General features: G+C 55.8%; 15 protein-coding genes. 7 read left to right on the top strand and 8 right to left on the bottom strand.

Annotated features, from left to right (window positions below):
* The first annotated feature begins 28 nt into the window (after nt 1–28).
* Both nrdD and nrdG read left to right on the top strand, forming a co-directional pair.
* Nucleotides 29–2,167 (top strand): anaerobic ribonucleoside-triphosphate reductase, encoded by a 2,139-nt coding sequence (gene nrdD, locus DFO57_RS07640; RefSeq protein ID WP_110015217.1) that lies wholly within the window; start codon nt 29–31, stop codon nt 2,165–2,167.
* Nucleotides 2,164–2,631: an anaerobic ribonucleoside-triphosphate reductase-activating protein gene (gene nrdG / locus DFO57_RS07635; RefSeq protein WP_014606739.1), complete on the top strand. Its 468-nt coding sequence runs from the start codon at nt 2,164–2,166 to the stop codon at nt 2,629–2,631. The genes nrdD and nrdG overlap by 4 nt, the downstream gene beginning before the upstream one ends.
* On the opposite strand, the gene DFO57_RS07630 is transcribed toward nrdG, so the two are convergent.
* Nucleotides 2,623–3,258 carry an NAD(P)H-binding protein gene (locus tag DFO57_RS07630; RefSeq protein WP_015701089.1) on the bottom strand — a complete coding sequence of 212 codons (636 nt, stop codon included), beginning with the start codon at nt 3,256–3,258 and terminating at the stop codon, nt 2,623–2,625. The two genes, nrdG and DFO57_RS07630, sit on opposite strands and share 9 nt — an antisense overlap.
* Nucleotides 3,259–3,404: 146 nt before the next feature.
* Between DFO57_RS07630 and DFO57_RS07625 the strand changes: the two genes are divergently transcribed.
* Complete coding sequence (locus DFO57_RS07625) at nt 3,405–3,926, top strand: type 1 glutamine amidotransferase domain-containing protein (protein WP_013024366.1); 522 nt, start codon at nt 3,405–3,407, stop codon at nt 3,924–3,926.
* A gap of 39 nt (nt 3,927–3,965) precedes the next feature.
* Here the strand turns inward: DFO57_RS07625 and DFO57_RS07620 are convergent, their stop codons facing one another.
* Nucleotides 3,966–4,394 carry a YhbP family protein gene (locus tag DFO57_RS07620; RefSeq protein ID WP_014606741.1) on the bottom strand — a complete coding sequence of 143 codons (429 nt, stop codon included), beginning with the start codon at nt 4,392–4,394 and terminating at the stop codon, nt 3,966–3,968.
* A gap of 82 nt (nt 4,395–4,476) precedes the next feature.
* On the opposite strand from DFO57_RS07620, the gene DFO57_RS07615 reads away from it, so the two are divergent.
* The gene (locus DFO57_RS07615) at nt 4,477–4,764 is read left to right on the top strand and encodes a GIY-YIG nuclease family protein (RefSeq protein WP_015701091.1); all 288 of its coding nucleotides are present in this window, start codon (nt 4,477–4,479) and stop codon (nt 4,762–4,764) included.
* Here the strand turns inward: DFO57_RS07615 and DFO57_RS07610 are convergent.
* Together DFO57_RS07610 and DFO57_RS07605 are read right to left on the bottom strand one after the other, a co-directional pair.
* Nucleotides 4,748–5,254, bottom strand: a complete 507-nt coding sequence (locus tag DFO57_RS07610) for a GNAT family N-acetyltransferase (protein WP_072404344.1) — start codon at nt 5,252–5,254, stop codon at nt 4,748–4,750. The two genes, DFO57_RS07615 and DFO57_RS07610, sit on opposite strands and share 17 nt — an antisense overlap.
* Nucleotides 5,248–5,823 carry an SCP2 domain-containing protein gene (locus DFO57_RS07605; protein WP_014595167.1) on the bottom strand — a complete coding sequence of 192 codons (576 nt, stop codon included), beginning with the start codon at nt 5,821–5,823 and terminating at the stop codon, nt 5,248–5,250. Before DFO57_RS07605 ends, DFO57_RS07610 begins: the two co-directional genes overlap by 7 nt.
* A gap of 154 nt (nt 5,824–5,977) precedes the next feature.
* On the opposite strand from DFO57_RS07605, the gene DFO57_RS07600 reads away from it, so the two are divergent.
* The 3 genes from DFO57_RS07600 to DFO57_RS07590 all read left to right on the top strand — a co-directional run bounded on the left by DFO57_RS07600 (nt 5,978) and on the right by DFO57_RS07590 (nt 8,990).
* Nucleotides 5,978–6,973 (top strand): peptidase U32 family protein, encoded by a 996-nt coding sequence (locus DFO57_RS07600; protein ID WP_014595166.1) that lies wholly within the window; start codon nt 5,978–5,980, stop codon nt 6,971–6,973.
* A gap of 9 nt (nt 6,974–6,982) precedes the next feature.
* On the top strand, nt 6,983–7,867 hold the full coding sequence (locus DFO57_RS07595) for a U32 family peptidase (protein ID WP_013024360.1): 885 nt from the start codon (nt 6,983–6,985) through the stop codon (nt 7,865–7,867).
* A 112-nt stretch (nt 7,868–7,979) separates the two neighbouring features.
* Complete coding sequence (locus tag DFO57_RS07590; protein ID WP_013024359.1) at nt 7,980–8,990, top strand: luciferase-like monooxygenase; 1,011 nt, start codon at nt 7,980–7,982, stop codon at nt 8,988–8,990.
* 91 nt (nt 8,991–9,081) lie between these two features.
* On the opposite strand, the gene DFO57_RS07585 is transcribed toward DFO57_RS07590, so the two are convergent.
* The 4 genes from DFO57_RS07585 to pnp form a co-directional block, all read right to left on the bottom strand.
* Nucleotides 9,082–10,974: a DEAD/DEAH family ATP-dependent RNA helicase gene (locus DFO57_RS07585; RefSeq protein ID WP_014595165.1), complete on the bottom strand. Its 1,893-nt coding sequence runs from the start codon at nt 10,972–10,974 to the stop codon at nt 9,082–9,084.
* Nucleotides 10,967–11,041 carry a protein YrbN gene (gene yrbN / locus DFO57_RS23060; protein WP_226374622.1) on the bottom strand — a complete coding sequence of 25 codons (75 nt, stop codon included), beginning with the start codon at nt 11,039–11,041 and terminating at the stop codon, nt 10,967–10,969. Before yrbN ends, DFO57_RS07585 begins: the two co-directional genes overlap by 8 nt.
* Before the next feature lie 110 nt (nt 11,042–11,151).
* On the bottom strand, nt 11,152–12,036 hold the full coding sequence (nlpI, locus tag DFO57_RS07575) for a lipoprotein NlpI (protein WP_013024357.1): 885 nt from the start codon (nt 12,034–12,036) through the stop codon (nt 11,152–11,154).
* 129 nt (nt 12,037–12,165) lie between these two features.
* Nucleotides 12,166–14,295: a polyribonucleotide nucleotidyltransferase gene (gene pnp, locus DFO57_RS07570; protein WP_014606747.1), complete on the bottom strand. Its 2,130-nt coding sequence runs from the start codon at nt 14,293–14,295 to the stop codon at nt 12,166–12,168.
* Nucleotides 14,296–14,339: the final 44 nt, after the last annotated feature.

The following is a 14,339-nucleotide window of genomic DNA, read 5'->3' as shown; positions in this document are numbered from 1 at the left end:
ACACCCATATGTAGTTAACGGAGAAAAAATGGCAACGGTGGTGGTGAAGCGCGACGGATGCCGCGTAGGCTTTGATTCACAGCGTATCGCCGCAGCAGTGAAGGCTGCGGCACGGGCGGCAAACGTGGAAGATGCACGGTGGTGCGACACGGTGGCCGATCGGGTCAGCACTCAACTGGCCCATCGTCAGGAAGTGGATATCGGTGACATCCAGTATGCGGTGGAAGAAACGCTCATGGCCGGGCCTTACCCGCAGCTGGCACGCACCTATATTGAGTATCGTCACGATCGCGACGTGGAGCGCGAGCGCCGCAGCCATCTGCATCACGCCATTCGTGGCCTGGTGGATCAGACCAACGCCGCCCTGCTGCATGAAAATGCCAATAAAGACAGCAAAGTGATCCCCACCCAGCGCGATCTGCTGGCCGGGATCGTCGCGAAGCACTATGCGCAGCAGCAGATCCTCCCCCGGGACGTCGTTCAGGCGCATGAACGCGGCGAGATCCACTATCACGATCTCGATTATTCCCCCTTCTTCCCCATGTTCAACTGCATGCTGATCGACCTGAAAGGGATGCTGACCAACGGCTTCAAGATGGGTAATGCCGAGATCGAGCCGCCAAAATCCATCGCCACCGCAACGGCCGTCACGGCGCAGATCATTGCGCAGGTCGCCAGCCATATTTACGGTGGAACCACGCTGAACCGCATTGATGAAGTGCTGGCACCCTATGTGGAAAAGAGCTTCGCAAAACACCTTGCCGTGGCGCAGGACTGGCACATTCCTCAGGCGGACGCCTATGCTCGCGAACGTACCGAAAAAGAGTGCTATGACGCCTTCCAGTCGCTGGAATACGAGGTAAATACGTTACACACGGCAAACGGGCAAACCCCGTTCGTGACCTTTGGTTTTGGCCTGGGCACGAGTTGGGCGGCACGGCTGGTTCAGACCTCCATTTTGCGTAACCGCCTGGCGGGGCTGGGTAAAAATCACAAAACCGCCGTGTTCCCAAAGCTGGTCTTTACGATTCGGGAAGGCGTGAACCGCCGTGCGGGAGAGGTTAACTACGACATTAAGCAACTGGCGCTGACCTGTGCCAGTAAGCGGATGTATCCCGACATTCTGAATTATGATCAGGTGGTCCAGGTCACTGGCTCCTTTAAAACTCCCATGGGCTGCCGCAGTTTTCTGGGCGTTTACGAGGAAAACGGTGAGCAGATTCATGAAGGCCGGAATAATATCGGCGTCATCAGCCTTAATTTACCGCGCATTGCGCTGGAAGCAGACGGAGACGAAACCCGTTTCTGGACCTTGCTGGATGCGCGGCTGGCGCTGGCGAAGCGGGCGCTCATGACGCGCGTTGCCCGACTCGAAAAAACCAAAGCCCGCGTTGCGCCTATCCTGTACATGGAAGGCGCCTGCGGCGTGCGGCTTAATGCCGATGATGAGATTGGCCCCATTTTCCGCAATGGCCGCGCCTCGCTGTCACTGGGCTATATCGGTCTGCATGAAACCCTGAATGCCCTGAGTGGCGCGCAACACCATCCTTTCGATGATGCGGCGCTGCGCGCTAAAGGCGTTGCCATCGTGGCCCATATGCGTGCGGCTACCGATGCCTGGAAAGACGAAACCGGCTACGGCTTTAGTCTCTACAGCACGCCCAGTGAGAACCTGTGCGACCGCTTCTGTCGTCTGGATGCCGCGCAGTTTGGCGTGGTAAAGGGGGTAACCGATAAAGGCTACTACACCAACAGCTTCCATCTGGACGTTGAGAAGAAGGTGAATCCCTACGATAAGATTGATTTTGAAGCGCCCTATCCGTCGTTGGCTAACGGCGGGTTTATCTGTTACGGCGAATATCCCAACGTGCAGCACAACCTCAAGGCGCTGGAAGACGTGTGGGATTACAGCTATGACCGCGTGCCCTACTACGGCACCAACACGTCGATTGACGAGTGCTACGACTGCGGGTTCAACGGGGAATTCACCTGCACCAGTCGCGGCTTTACCTGCCCCAACTGCGGCAATCACGATCCTGCCCGGGTTTCCGTTACGCGCCGCGTATGTGGCTATCTCGGCAGCCCGGATGCGCGCCCGTTTAACGCCGGTAAACAGCAGGAAGTGCAGCGTCGGGTGAAGCACCTGGATAGCGGACAGCTGGGATGATGCGCATCCATCGTTACTACGATGTGGATATCGTGAACGGGCCCGGCACGCGCTGTACGCTGTTTGTCTCAGGCTGCGAGCACCAGTGTCGCGGCTGTTACAACCAGAGCACCTGGCGGCTGGATTCCGGCGTGCCGTTTACGCTGGAAATGGAGGAGCAGCTGTTAGCGGATTTACAGGATACGCGTATCCCGCGTCAGGGTTTATCGCTGAGCGGCGGCGATCCGCTGCATCCTCATAACGTGCCGCATGTTCGTCGGTTAGTGAAACGGGTAAAACAGACGTGCGCAGGCAAAGATATCTGGTTGTGGACCGGCTATGACATGCAGGCACTCAGCCCGGCACAGCGCGCGATCCTGCCCTGGATAGACGTGGTGATTGACGGGCGGTTTGAAGAGGCAGAACGCGATGCCACGCTCCTGTGGCGCGGCAGCCGAAATCAGAAAATCTGGTATCTACGCTGAAACACGGGGGATCGCGCCGGACTCGATCAGCGTGAACCCCGTATTTTCTTCGGCAAACGCCTGGTGATGCAGGCAGCGAGCCACGTCCTGAGCCGACACGGCACGCCAGTTGCCTGGCAACCAGGCGAACAGCGGAGCCATCAGGCTTTCTCCCCGACGTTTATCTTTTCGTTCACCCAGCAACAGCGAAGGCCGGACCACCGTCAGGCTCGGCCACGCCTGATGGCGCAGCGCATTTTCCATCTCACCTTTCACGCGATTGTATAAAAAGGGGGAGTGACGGTTAGCACCGTGCGCACTGACCACCAGCATCTTTCTGGCCCCCAGACGTAACGCGTTCAGGGCGGTATCCACCACCAGCGTGTAATCCACGTGAATAAAGGCCTCTTTACTGCCCGCCTGCTTACGCGTGGTGCCCAGACAGCAAAATACCGTCGTCAGCGGTGCCTCCAGCGGGCGCAGGACATCCGTGAGATCGGCTTCAACAGGGTTGACGACCTTGTTCATTGCGGGAAGCGCACGACGGCTGGGCGCAATAATTTCATCCACGCGCGGATCGTCGATCAGTAAACGCAGCAGACAGGATCCCACTAAGCCGGTTGCGCCCGTCAGTAATACACGATTCATCTCAGAATATTCCCTGTTTCGCTGCCAGCCGTGCAAAATCTGGCCAATGTGAGCCGCCTGGCTTGCGTTCTCAGAATCGACAACCAGGCTTAACAGGTCATCAGGATAGCGCAGTATGCGCCTGACATGCCTAAAGGAGAGTATAGATGAGCACCAGAATTGCGGTTCTGATCACCGATGAATTTGAAGACTCTGAGTTTACCTCGCCAGCCGAAGTCTACAAACGTGCGGGCTATGAGGTGGTTACCATTGAGGAGCAGGCAGGTAAAACCGTGAAGGGCAAACAGGGCGATGCTGAAGTCACCATCGATCGCAGCATCGACGACGTTAGCCCGGCGGAATTTGACGCACTGCTGCTACCGGGTGGACACTCGCCGGATGCGCTGCGCGGTGACGACCGCTTTGTTGCCTTTACCAAAGACTTTGTGGCCAGCGGCAAACCCATCTTTGCTATCTGCCACGGGCCACAACTGCTGATCAGCGCAAACGGCGTTCGCGGTCGTAAAATGACCAGCGTGAAGGCCATTGCGATCGACCTGATCAATGCGGGTGCCGACTTCCGTGATGAGGAAGTGGTGGTTGACGGTGACAAGCTGGTCACCAGCCGTACGCCGGCGGATCTGCCTGCCTTTAACCGTGAGTCCCTGCGTATTCTGCAGGCACTGTAACGGCCCACGCCCTTTTCCGCCAGGAAGGGGGCGCTTTATTTACGCCTCGCGTTGCCAGACAATTTTTTTGCCGAAACCCAGCGCATTGTCGGTCATTTTCAGCTCATCAAGCGTAATTTCCCACAGGGGCGCAGAAACCTTGCGCGAAACCGGGAAGCGACGCTGGTACGCGGTGCGCGCCTCAGACGCGTCTTCTTCGCTGAGCGGCCGGATATGACCCCGATACTGCACGCCTTTTATCAGCAGTACCGTCTTCGGCTGTCCATTGATTGTCCCCGCCACGCGGTTATTTTTCATTGCTAACAGGCCATGACGCGTATCCGACTCCGTCATGAGCCAGAAAGCCATGCGTAATTCATCAAACACGTAGTAGCAGTTTGCACACCACAGATCATCGTCAGCACAGCAGCACAGGGACAGCACATGCTGCTTTTTCAGGTAGCGAACAAGATGGGCAAGGTCAGACACAATCAACTCCGGGTAAGGGCGACGGATAGCACGGCGCAAAGAAGCGCGCTACACTGCCGGACGGGCATTTCTGGAACACATTATGAGTCAGCACTGGCAACTTTACCTGATACAAACGGCCGCAGGCATGCTGTATACCGGCATCACAACCGACGTTGCGCGCCGCCTTGGACAACATGCCTGTGGGCGCGGGGCGCGTGCCCTGCGCGGTAAGGGCCCGTTGGCGCTGGTCTATGCCTGCGCGGCGGGCGACCGGTCGCAGGCTTCCGCGCTGGAGTACCAGGTTAAGCAACTGACCCGTCAACGAAAACTACAGTTGGTTGCCGAGCAACCCGTAAGCCTTGCCGCCTGGCTCACGGCAGTGGATTAAAAGGCGCGGAATACTCAATGCGCCCTTCGGCCCCGTCAAACGCGTTGTCTGCCAGAGGGTACACCAGGAAAGAGGCTTCGCTATCCGGCCAGCGGCAGTGCAACCCATGCCGTGCTGCGGGCTCGAAACCCAGGTGGTGATACAATGCGGGATCGCCCCTTACCACAACGGCGCTGTAGCCAAACTCATTCAGCGTATCCAGACCTTCGTAGACCAACTGTTTCGCTATGCCCTGCCCACGTAGGCTTTCATCCACGGCCAGCGGAGCCAGTCCGACCCAGTTGCGATCTTCCCCCTGCAGGGTAACCGGGCTGAAGGCGGCATAGCCCAGCACCTGCCCTTCATCGTCTGTGGCGACGACGCCCAGCGTTAGCAGCCCGTCTTCACGCAGGGCCTGAGTCAACTCGGCTTCGGCTGAGGTGGGAAAACAGCGTCGCAGTAATGCATCGATACCGGCGGCATCCACGCCAATTTCTGTGCGTATTAACATGAGACACCCGCGCGTGCCTGTGCGGCTTTCGCGTCCTGTTGCATTGTTGTCTCCACGATTGCGGCCATCTGTTGAATGGCGGTACGTAACCCCTTGGGCATGGTGTTGAGTTCAATTGCATCCATTACGTTCTTAACCTCCAGTCCCAGTTCCGTATCCCCTTCGATCAGCAGTCGGCGCTGAAAGAAAAGCATATCAGGATCCGCTTTGCGTGCTGCTACCAGCAACAAATCATTGGCGTTGCCCCGGAACCAGACATCTGCTTCGGCATGCTGCAACACCCTCAGTTGGCCGCCTTCCAGCGTGGTGATCCACGTGAGATTAATATCGCTAATCTCAATCCCCAAAAAGCGTCCCTGAAGAAAGTCTAACTCACCTTCGGCTAAAACATGACGAAATTGCCAGTTTAAGAGTTGTTGCAAGAGCTGCTTCTTCAATATGAAGGGAGCAAGTGTTGCAGGTAAGCTAAGGATTTTAGGGCCGTTTTTGACTAAACTGGCAGATAACCGCTGGAACACGTTTTGCACTCCTGTCACAAAAATTTTAGCTATATTGCCATAGAGTGCCATTCCCGCCTCCTTTGAGATCAATAAAACCTATCGTAAGCGGGTTAAAAAAAAGCCAGGCTATCTCATCAATGACCGTTTCACTGCCCTAAATCAACATTTGCCCAAAGCGCCATGACTAGACTCGTGCCCCATCTGCATCACGAGAGGATTGAGTATGGAGCTGCTGTGTCCGGCCGGAAACCTGCCTGCGATACGAAGTGCGGTCGAAAATGGCGCCGATGCGGTTTATGTCGGACTGAAAGATGACACCAACGCGCGTCACTTTGCAGGATTGAATTTTACAGATAAGAAACTGCACGAAGCGGCGTACTACCTTCATCAGCATCGCCGTAAACTGCACGTGGCGATCAATACCTTTGCACATCCTGACGGCATGCAGCGCTGGCAGCGGGCTATCGATGTGGCGGCAGACAGCGGTGCTGATGCGCTGATCCTGGCGGATATTGCAACGCTGGAATATGCCACCGCGCGCTATCCTCACATCGAACGTCATCTGTCAGTGCAGGCTTCCGCCACCAACCTTGAGGCCATTCGTTTTTATCATCGCCATTTCAATTTGCACCGAGTGGTACTGCCGCGCGTACTGTCGATTCATCAGGTAAAACAGCTGGCGCGCAGTACACCTGTTCCGCTGGAGGTCTTTGCCTTTGGCAGCCTGTGCATCATGGCCGAGGGCCGCTGCTACCTCTCTTCCTGGCTAACCGGTGAATCGCCAAACAGCAAAGGCGCCTGCTCCCCCGCGAAGTTTGTTCGCTGGCAACAAACACCGGCCGGCATGGAGGTGCGCCTTAATGACGTGCTGATCGATCGCTATCGCGCAGAGGAAAGCGCCGGCTATCCCACGCTGTGCAAAGGCCGTTATCAGGTTGACGACCAGCGCTATCACGTGCTGGAAGAGCCCACCAGCCTGAATACGCTTGAACTGTTGCCAGAGCTGATGCGGGCAGGCATTGCCTCCGTAAAAATCGAAGGCCGTCAGCGCAGCCCTGCCTACGTATCCGATGTCGCCCGCGTCTGGCGTCAGGCTATCGATCGCTGTCAAGCTCAGCCGGATAACTTTGAAGTGGCACAACAGTGGACGAAAACGCTGGGGGCCCTGTCAGAAGGCACGCAGACCACCTTAGGCGCCTATCATCGTGACTGGCAGTGAGGAAAAACCATGAAATACTCTCTCGGCCCCGTGCTCTGGTACTGGCCCACCGCCACGCTGGAACATTTTTATCACCTCACTGCTGACAGCAGCGCTGACATTGTTTGTCTTGGGGAAGCCGTCTGCAGCAAGCGACGCGCCACGCCTTTTGCCGCCTGGATGGATTTAGCACGAATGCTGTCAGCCCGTGGGAAGCAGGTGGTCATTAGCACGCTGGCTTTGCTGCAATCCCCTTCTGAGCTCAAAGAGCTACAGCGCTATGTAGAGAACGGCGAGTTTATTATTGAGGCCAACGACCTGGGCACCGTGAATATGGCGGCAGAGCGCAAGCTGCCCTTCGTTGCGGGGCCCACGCTCAATGTTTATAACGCCGATACGCTGCAGCTTTTAGTCAAAGAGGGCATGACGCGCTGGTGCTTGCCCGTTGAAATGCCGCGCGACTGGCTAGTGGAGCTGCTCCAGCAGTGTGAGACAAGGGGCATCCGCCAGCAGTTCGAGGTGGAGGTGCTGGGTTATGGTCATTTGCCGCTGGCCCTGTCAGCCCGCTGCTTTACAGCACGTTCGGAGAATCGCGCCAAAGATGCCTGCGAAACCTGCTGTATTCATTATCCCCATGGACGCCGGGTCCTCTCACAGGAATCGCAACAGGTTTTCGTCCTGAACGGTATCCAGACTCTGAGCGGTTACTGCTATAACCTGGGGAACGATCTGGTTGGTATGCACAACTATGTAGATATCGTGCGGTTGTCACCTCAGGATGAGGAAACCTTAAGCCTTATTGACCGTTTCCGCGCAAATGAAGAGGGGCAGGCCCCCCTGGATCTGGCGAAAAATCGGGACTGTAATGGCTACTGGCGCAAGCTGCCGGGCATGGTTTTGCAGGCTGGCGACTGAAAGGCACATACAGGCAACATACGGCGAGTGTAAAAAGTTTTAATATGGCGGATGTTACGCAATACTTGATGGCGCAGGGTATGACACCTGCGCTATACACTCTGGAGTACTCATGTCTGAGAAAAAAAGCGTTCGCCTCTCCGTACTCGATCTTGCCCCTGTTCCTCAGGGTGCCACGCCTCGTGATGCGTTTCACCATTCACTCGCGCTGGCGCGTCAGGCTGAAGCCCTGGGATTCGAACGTTACTGGCTGGCTGAACACCATAATATGACCGGCATTGCCAGTGCCGCCACGTCTGTGCTGATTGGCTATCTGGCCGCGAACACCACAACGCTGCGTCTGGGTTCGGGCGGCATTATGTTGCCGAATCACGCGCCGCTGGTGATTGCAGAACAGTTCGGCACTCTGGCCTCGCTTTATCCCGACCGTATCGATCTGGGATTAGGCCGCGCCCCCGGCTCGGATCAGCGCACCATGCTGGCCCTGCGCCGCAACCTGTCGGGCATTCAGGCCGATACCTTCCCGGACGATGTCGCTGAGTTGATCGACTGGTTTGATGCGGAAGCCGGCGCGCAGCCACCTGTTCAGCCGGTGCCCGGTTTAGGCCTGAAAATTCCGGTGTGGCTGCTGGGTTCCAGCCTTTACAGCGCACAGCTGTCGGCCAAAATGGGACTGCCGTTTGCCTTCGCCTCGCACTTTGCCCCGGACCAGCTGTTCCAGGCTCTGCATGTCTATCGCGAGAACTTTACGCCTTCAGCCCGTCTCGCCGAGCCGTACGCTACGGTGTGCATTAACGTGGTTGCCGCTGACAGCGAAAGCGACGCGCGTTTCCTGTTCACTTCAATGCAGCAGCAGTTTATTAATCTGCGCCGCGGCAAGCCGGGCCCGCTGCCTGCCCCGGTCCAGAACATGGACAGCCTGTGGTCGCCGTCAGAACAGTATGGCGTTCAGCAGGCGCTGAGCATGTCGCTGGTAGGGGATGTCGAGAAAGTGCGTCACGGACTGGCTTCACTGCTGCGTGAAACCCAGGCGGATGAGATAATGGTTAACGGTCAGATTTACGATACGCAAGCCCGTCTGCACTCGTTTAAGCTGGCGATGGACGCTGCACGCAGCCTGTAAAGCAGCAGCCGCCCTTCTGGGATAAGCCAGAAGCAGGACAAAAAAAGGGAAGCCCGCAGGCTTCCCTTTTTATTACGACGATTTAGCTCGCTTACGCGTCACGACGACGTGGTGCAGCCGCACCGTCTTCACGACGTGGACCACGACCGCCTTCGCGGTTGAAGCTGCGTCCGCCTTCACGACCACCTTCACGGCGCTCAGAAGAGAAACGACGCGGGCCCTGACCTTCAGGACGTGCACCGCCGCCACGACGTTCGCCAGCACCGGCGCCAGGACGACGCTCGCCACGGCCACCTTCGTGCGGCTGAGCATCACCCAGCAGCTGCATATTCATTGGCTTGTTCAGAATACGCGTACGGGTAAAGTGCTGCAGCACATCACCTGGCATGCCTTTCGGCAGCTCGATGGTGGAGTGCGTACCAAACAGTTTGATGTTACCGATGTAACGGCTGCTGATATCGCCTTCGTTGGCAATTGCGCCCACGATGTGACGCACTTCAACACCGTCGTCACGGCCCACTTCAATGCGGTACAGTTGCATATCGCCAACGTCACGACGTTCGCGACGTGGACGGTCGCCATCACGGCTTTCGCGTGGACCACGTGCATCACGGCTCTCACGACGATCGTCACGCTCACGGAATTCACGACGCGCTGGACGTGGTGCATCAGCAGGAACGATCAGCGGACGCTCACCCTGTGCCATTTTCAGCAGCGCAGCAGCCAGCGTTTCAATATCCAGCTCTTCTTCAGGCTGCATCTTCGCCAGCAGCGCACGGTACTGTTCCAGATCGCTGCTTTCCAGCTGCTGCTGAACTTTTGCCGCGAACTTAGCCAGACGACGCTGACCCAGCAGTTCTGCATTTGGCAGCTCAACTTCTGGAATGGTCAGCTTCATGGTGCGTTCGATGTTACGCAGCAGACGACGTTCGCGGTTCTCTACGAACAGCAGTGCGCGACCTGCACGACCAGCACGACCGGTACGGCCGATACGGTGAACGTAAGATTCTGCGTCCATCGGAATATCGTAGTTAACAACCAGGCTGATACGCTCAACGTCCAGGCCACGGGCCGCAACGTCGGTAGCAATCAGGATATCCAGACGACCATCTTTCAGGCGCTCCAGCGTCTGCTCACGCAGTGCCTGGTTCATATCGCCGTTCAGTGCCGCACTGTTGTAACCGCTGCGCTCCAGCGCTTCAGCCACCTCCAGCGTTGCGTTTTTAGTCCGCACGAAAATGATCGCAGCATCGAAGTCTTCTGCTTCAAGGAAGCGAACCAGCGCGTCAGTTTTACGGCCGTAAGCCGTCCAGTAACTCTGGCTGATGTCTGGGCGCGTAGTCATGCTTGACTGAATGCGCACTTCCTGCGGATCTTTCATAAAACGCTTGGTAATACGACGAATCGCTTCTGGCATGGTGGCAGAGAACAGTGCGGTCTGATGACCTTCTGGGATCTGCGCCATGATGGTTTCAACGTCTTCGATGAAGCCCATGCGTAACATTTCATCGGCTTCGTCCAGCACCAGACCACGCAGGTTAGACAGATCTAACGTGCCACGTTTCAGGTGATCCAGCAGACGGCCTGGAGTACCTACGACAACCTGTGGTCCCTGGCGCAGGGCGCGCAGCTGCACGTCATAACGCTGGCCGCCGTAAAGGGCAACCACGTTCAGACCGCGCATATGTTTAGAGAATTCGGTAACAGCTTCAGCTACCTGCACCGCCAGTTCGCGGGTCGGTGCCAGCACCAAAATTTGCGGTGCTTTAACAGTTGGATCGATGTTGTGTAACAGCGGCAGCGAGAACGCTGCAGTTTTACCACTCCCGGTCTGCGCCATACCTAATACGTCACGGCCCGCCAGCAGGTGAGGAATACACTCAGCCTGGATTGGGGATGGCTTGACATAGCCCATGCCGTTCAGTGATTCAAGGAGTTCGGCGTTCAGGCCAAGTTCTGCAAAAGTGGTTTGAATATCAGTCATGTAGTACACGTGCCTCGTTGATTGCGGCGGCCAGTCTACATAACTCGTCGTGAAAACTTTCAGTCATTTTCATCAAAAAGTGTGAACCGGCTCAAATTAGAAGTTTTGACGAACAGAAAAGCCCTCATCCCTGAAGATGATGACTTGACAGGTTTTACAGGCAAAAAAGTTCGTCAGCTATTGCTGGTCAGATTCTGATAAATCGTCTTGTGCCTGGCCGAGTTGCGCCAGTTCCAACAATGCGTATCGGTGTTCAACAAAGTTATTCACGTTGTTGGCAACCGCCAGTTTGAACAACGCTTCTGCGTTGTCCTTCTCCCCCAGACTTAGGTAATACTTACCTAAATAGAAGTTGGTTTCACTGAGATGTTCAGCGAGCGAGGTGTTATCCGTTGCGTCCGCCTTGAGACGTTCCATCAGTGTTGCTTCGCTGATGTCGCCCAGGTAGAACTCGACAATATTCCATCCCCATTGGTCCTTGACCGCTTTGTCGTAACGCTGCTTAAGCGCCACTTTTGCTTTGTCGGCATCCATCCTGCTTTCAACCAGGTAGAGCCACAAGCTGCGGAAAGGATCGTTAGGATCGTCTTGATAAAACGCCAGCAGATCATCTTGCGCTAACTTGTATCGACCGCCGTAATAGAGGGCGATACCACGATTTAAATGCGCATAGTTGTAAGTTGGATCAAGCTCAAGTACAGAATCAAACGCTTCATAGGCGGCATCAAAGTTGCCCGCCTGCGTTAAGTATATACCAAGATAGTTAAACACTTCTGGCATATCCGGTCTTATAGACAGCGCTTGCGAAAAATCGTTCCGCGCTAATGCCCTCAGACCCAAACTATCATACAACACTCCGCGCTCATATAACAGCTGTGCGCGTTCATCATCGGTAAGGGCTCGACTGGCAAGAATTTGTTCCATGCGAGCCAGAATCACTTCCTGTTGCAGTGTGGGCTGTAAAGGTACTGCAAGAACTTCGTTCTTACGCCAATTGGAGTTGCTGCATCCTGCCAGCGTCAAAGCTGTCGCAACAAAACACCAGCGCAAAAAAGGCTTCATTTCCCACTCCCGAATACAAACATTGGGACAACCATCCTGTTATCCGCCTGCTGTGCACAAGGATTCCCGCCCTCGCGATGACACAAAAGCCTCTCCCTGCCAGGCAAGGAGAGGCAAATCAGGAAAGACTTATTCAGCGTCAGGTGCGCTCTCAGCTGCAACAGCTTCAGGCTTGGTTTCTGTCGCTTCTTTGATGCTCAGACGTACGCGGCCCTGGCGATCGACTTCCATCACCTTCACCGGGACTTCCTGACCCATCTGCAGATAGTCAGTCACTTTCTCAACGCGCTTATCGGCGATTTGAGAAATATGCACCAGACCTTCTTTACCACCGCCGATAGCGACGAAGGCACCAAAGTCTACGATACGTGTGACTTTACCGCTGTAGATACGGCCCACTTCGATTTCTGCGGTGATCTCTTCGATACGACGAATCGCTTCTTTCGCTTTCAGACCATCGGTTGCTGCGATTTTCACGGTACCGTCATCTTCGATTTCGATGGTTGTACCGGTTTCTTCGGTCAGCGCACGGATCACAGAACCGCCTTTACCAATCACATCTTTGATCTTGTCTGAATTGATCTTGATGGTGTAAATGCGCGGTGCGAACTCAGAGATTTCCTGACGCGGCGTGCTGATAGCCTGTTCCATTACGCCCAGAATGTGCAGACGCGCACCTTTGGCCTGGTTCAGCGCAACCTGCATGATCTCGCGGGTGATGCCTTCGATTTTAATGTCCATCTGCAGCGCAGTGATACCTTCGCGGCTACCGGCGACTTTAAAGTCCATATCGCCCAGATGATCTTCATCACCCAGGATGTCGGACAGGACAACAAACTTGTCGTCTTCTTTCACCAGGCCCATTGCGATACCCGCAACAGAGGCCTTGATTGGCACACCGGCATCCATCAGTGCCAGAGAGGCACCACAGACCGAGGCCATAGAAGAGGAACCGTTAGATTCGGTGATTTCAGAAACCACACGCACGGTATACGGGAAATCTTCAGCTTTAGGCATCACGGCCAGCACGCCGCGCTTCGCCAGACGACCGTGACCGATTTCACGACGCTTAGGCGAGCCCACCATACCGGTCTCACCAACGGAGTACGGAGGGAAGTTATAGTGGAACAGGAAGCTGTCGGTGCGTTCGCCCATCAGCTCATCCAGGTTCTGCGCATCGCGGGTGGTGCCCAGCGTCGCGGTCACCAGCGCCTGTGTTTCACCACGGGTGAACAGTGCGGAACCGTGTGTACGTGGCAGAACCCCCGTGCGCACGTCCAGACCACGGATCATGTCTTTTTCACGGCCATCAATACGTGGCTCGCCGTTCAGGATGCGGGTACGAACCACATTCTTTTCCAGGCTGTGAACGATATCGCCGATTTCGGCCGCATCGAGTGATTCATCTTCTGCCAGAAGCGCAGCAATGGTTTCGTCTTTAATGACGCCAACCTGGGTGTAACGCTCTTGCTTATCGGTAATGCGGTATGCATCGCTGATACGGGTTTCGGCCAGCGCCGCAACGCGTGAAATCAGTGCAGTATTTGCCTGCTCTGGCTGCCAGTCCCAACGCGGTTTGCCCGCTTCGGCAACCAGTGAGTTGATGTTTTCAATCACGATCTGCTGCTGATCGTGGCCAAACACCACCGCACCCAGCATCTGCTCTTCAGACAGGATTTCCGCTTCAGATTCCACCATCAGAACGGCGTTCTGTGTACCGGCAACCACCAGGTCCAGACGGGATGTTTTCAGCTCATCAGCCGTTGGGTTCAGTACGTACTGGTCATTGATATAACCTACGCGTGCCGCACCGATAGGGCCGTTGAAAGGCAGACCTGACAGCGCCAGGGCTGCAGAAGCACCGATCATGGCAACGATGTCCGGGTGAACCTGTGGGTTAACTGAAACAACGGTCGCAATAACCTGCACTTCGTTGACGAAACCTTCCGGGAACAGCGGACGCACCGGACGGTCAATCAGACGTGAAATCAGGGTTTCGCCTTCGCTTGGGCGACCTTCACGACGGAAGAAGCTACCTGGGATACGACCAGCAGCGTAAGTACGCTCCTGATAGTTAACGGTCAGTGGGAAAAAGTCCTGACCTGGCTTGGTTTTTTTCTGACCAACAACGGTGACAAATACTGCGGTATCGTCCATGCTCACCATCACGGCGGCGGTCGCCTGGCGAGCCATCATGCCGGTTTCCAGCGTGACGGTATGTTGACCATATTGGAATTTGCGTACGATCGGATTAAGCAAAATCAAAGTCCTTAACATCGGGGCAGTGCTATATTGAGCCTGCC

This window comes from Pantoea sp. AG702 (assembly GCF_003182295.1).
Lineage (GTDB): Bacteria > Pseudomonadota > Gammaproteobacteria > Enterobacterales > Enterobacteriaceae > Pantoea > Pantoea ananatis.
Note: the sequence above shows the minus strand (reverse complement) of the source record. Positions and strands in the feature narration are given on the sequence as shown.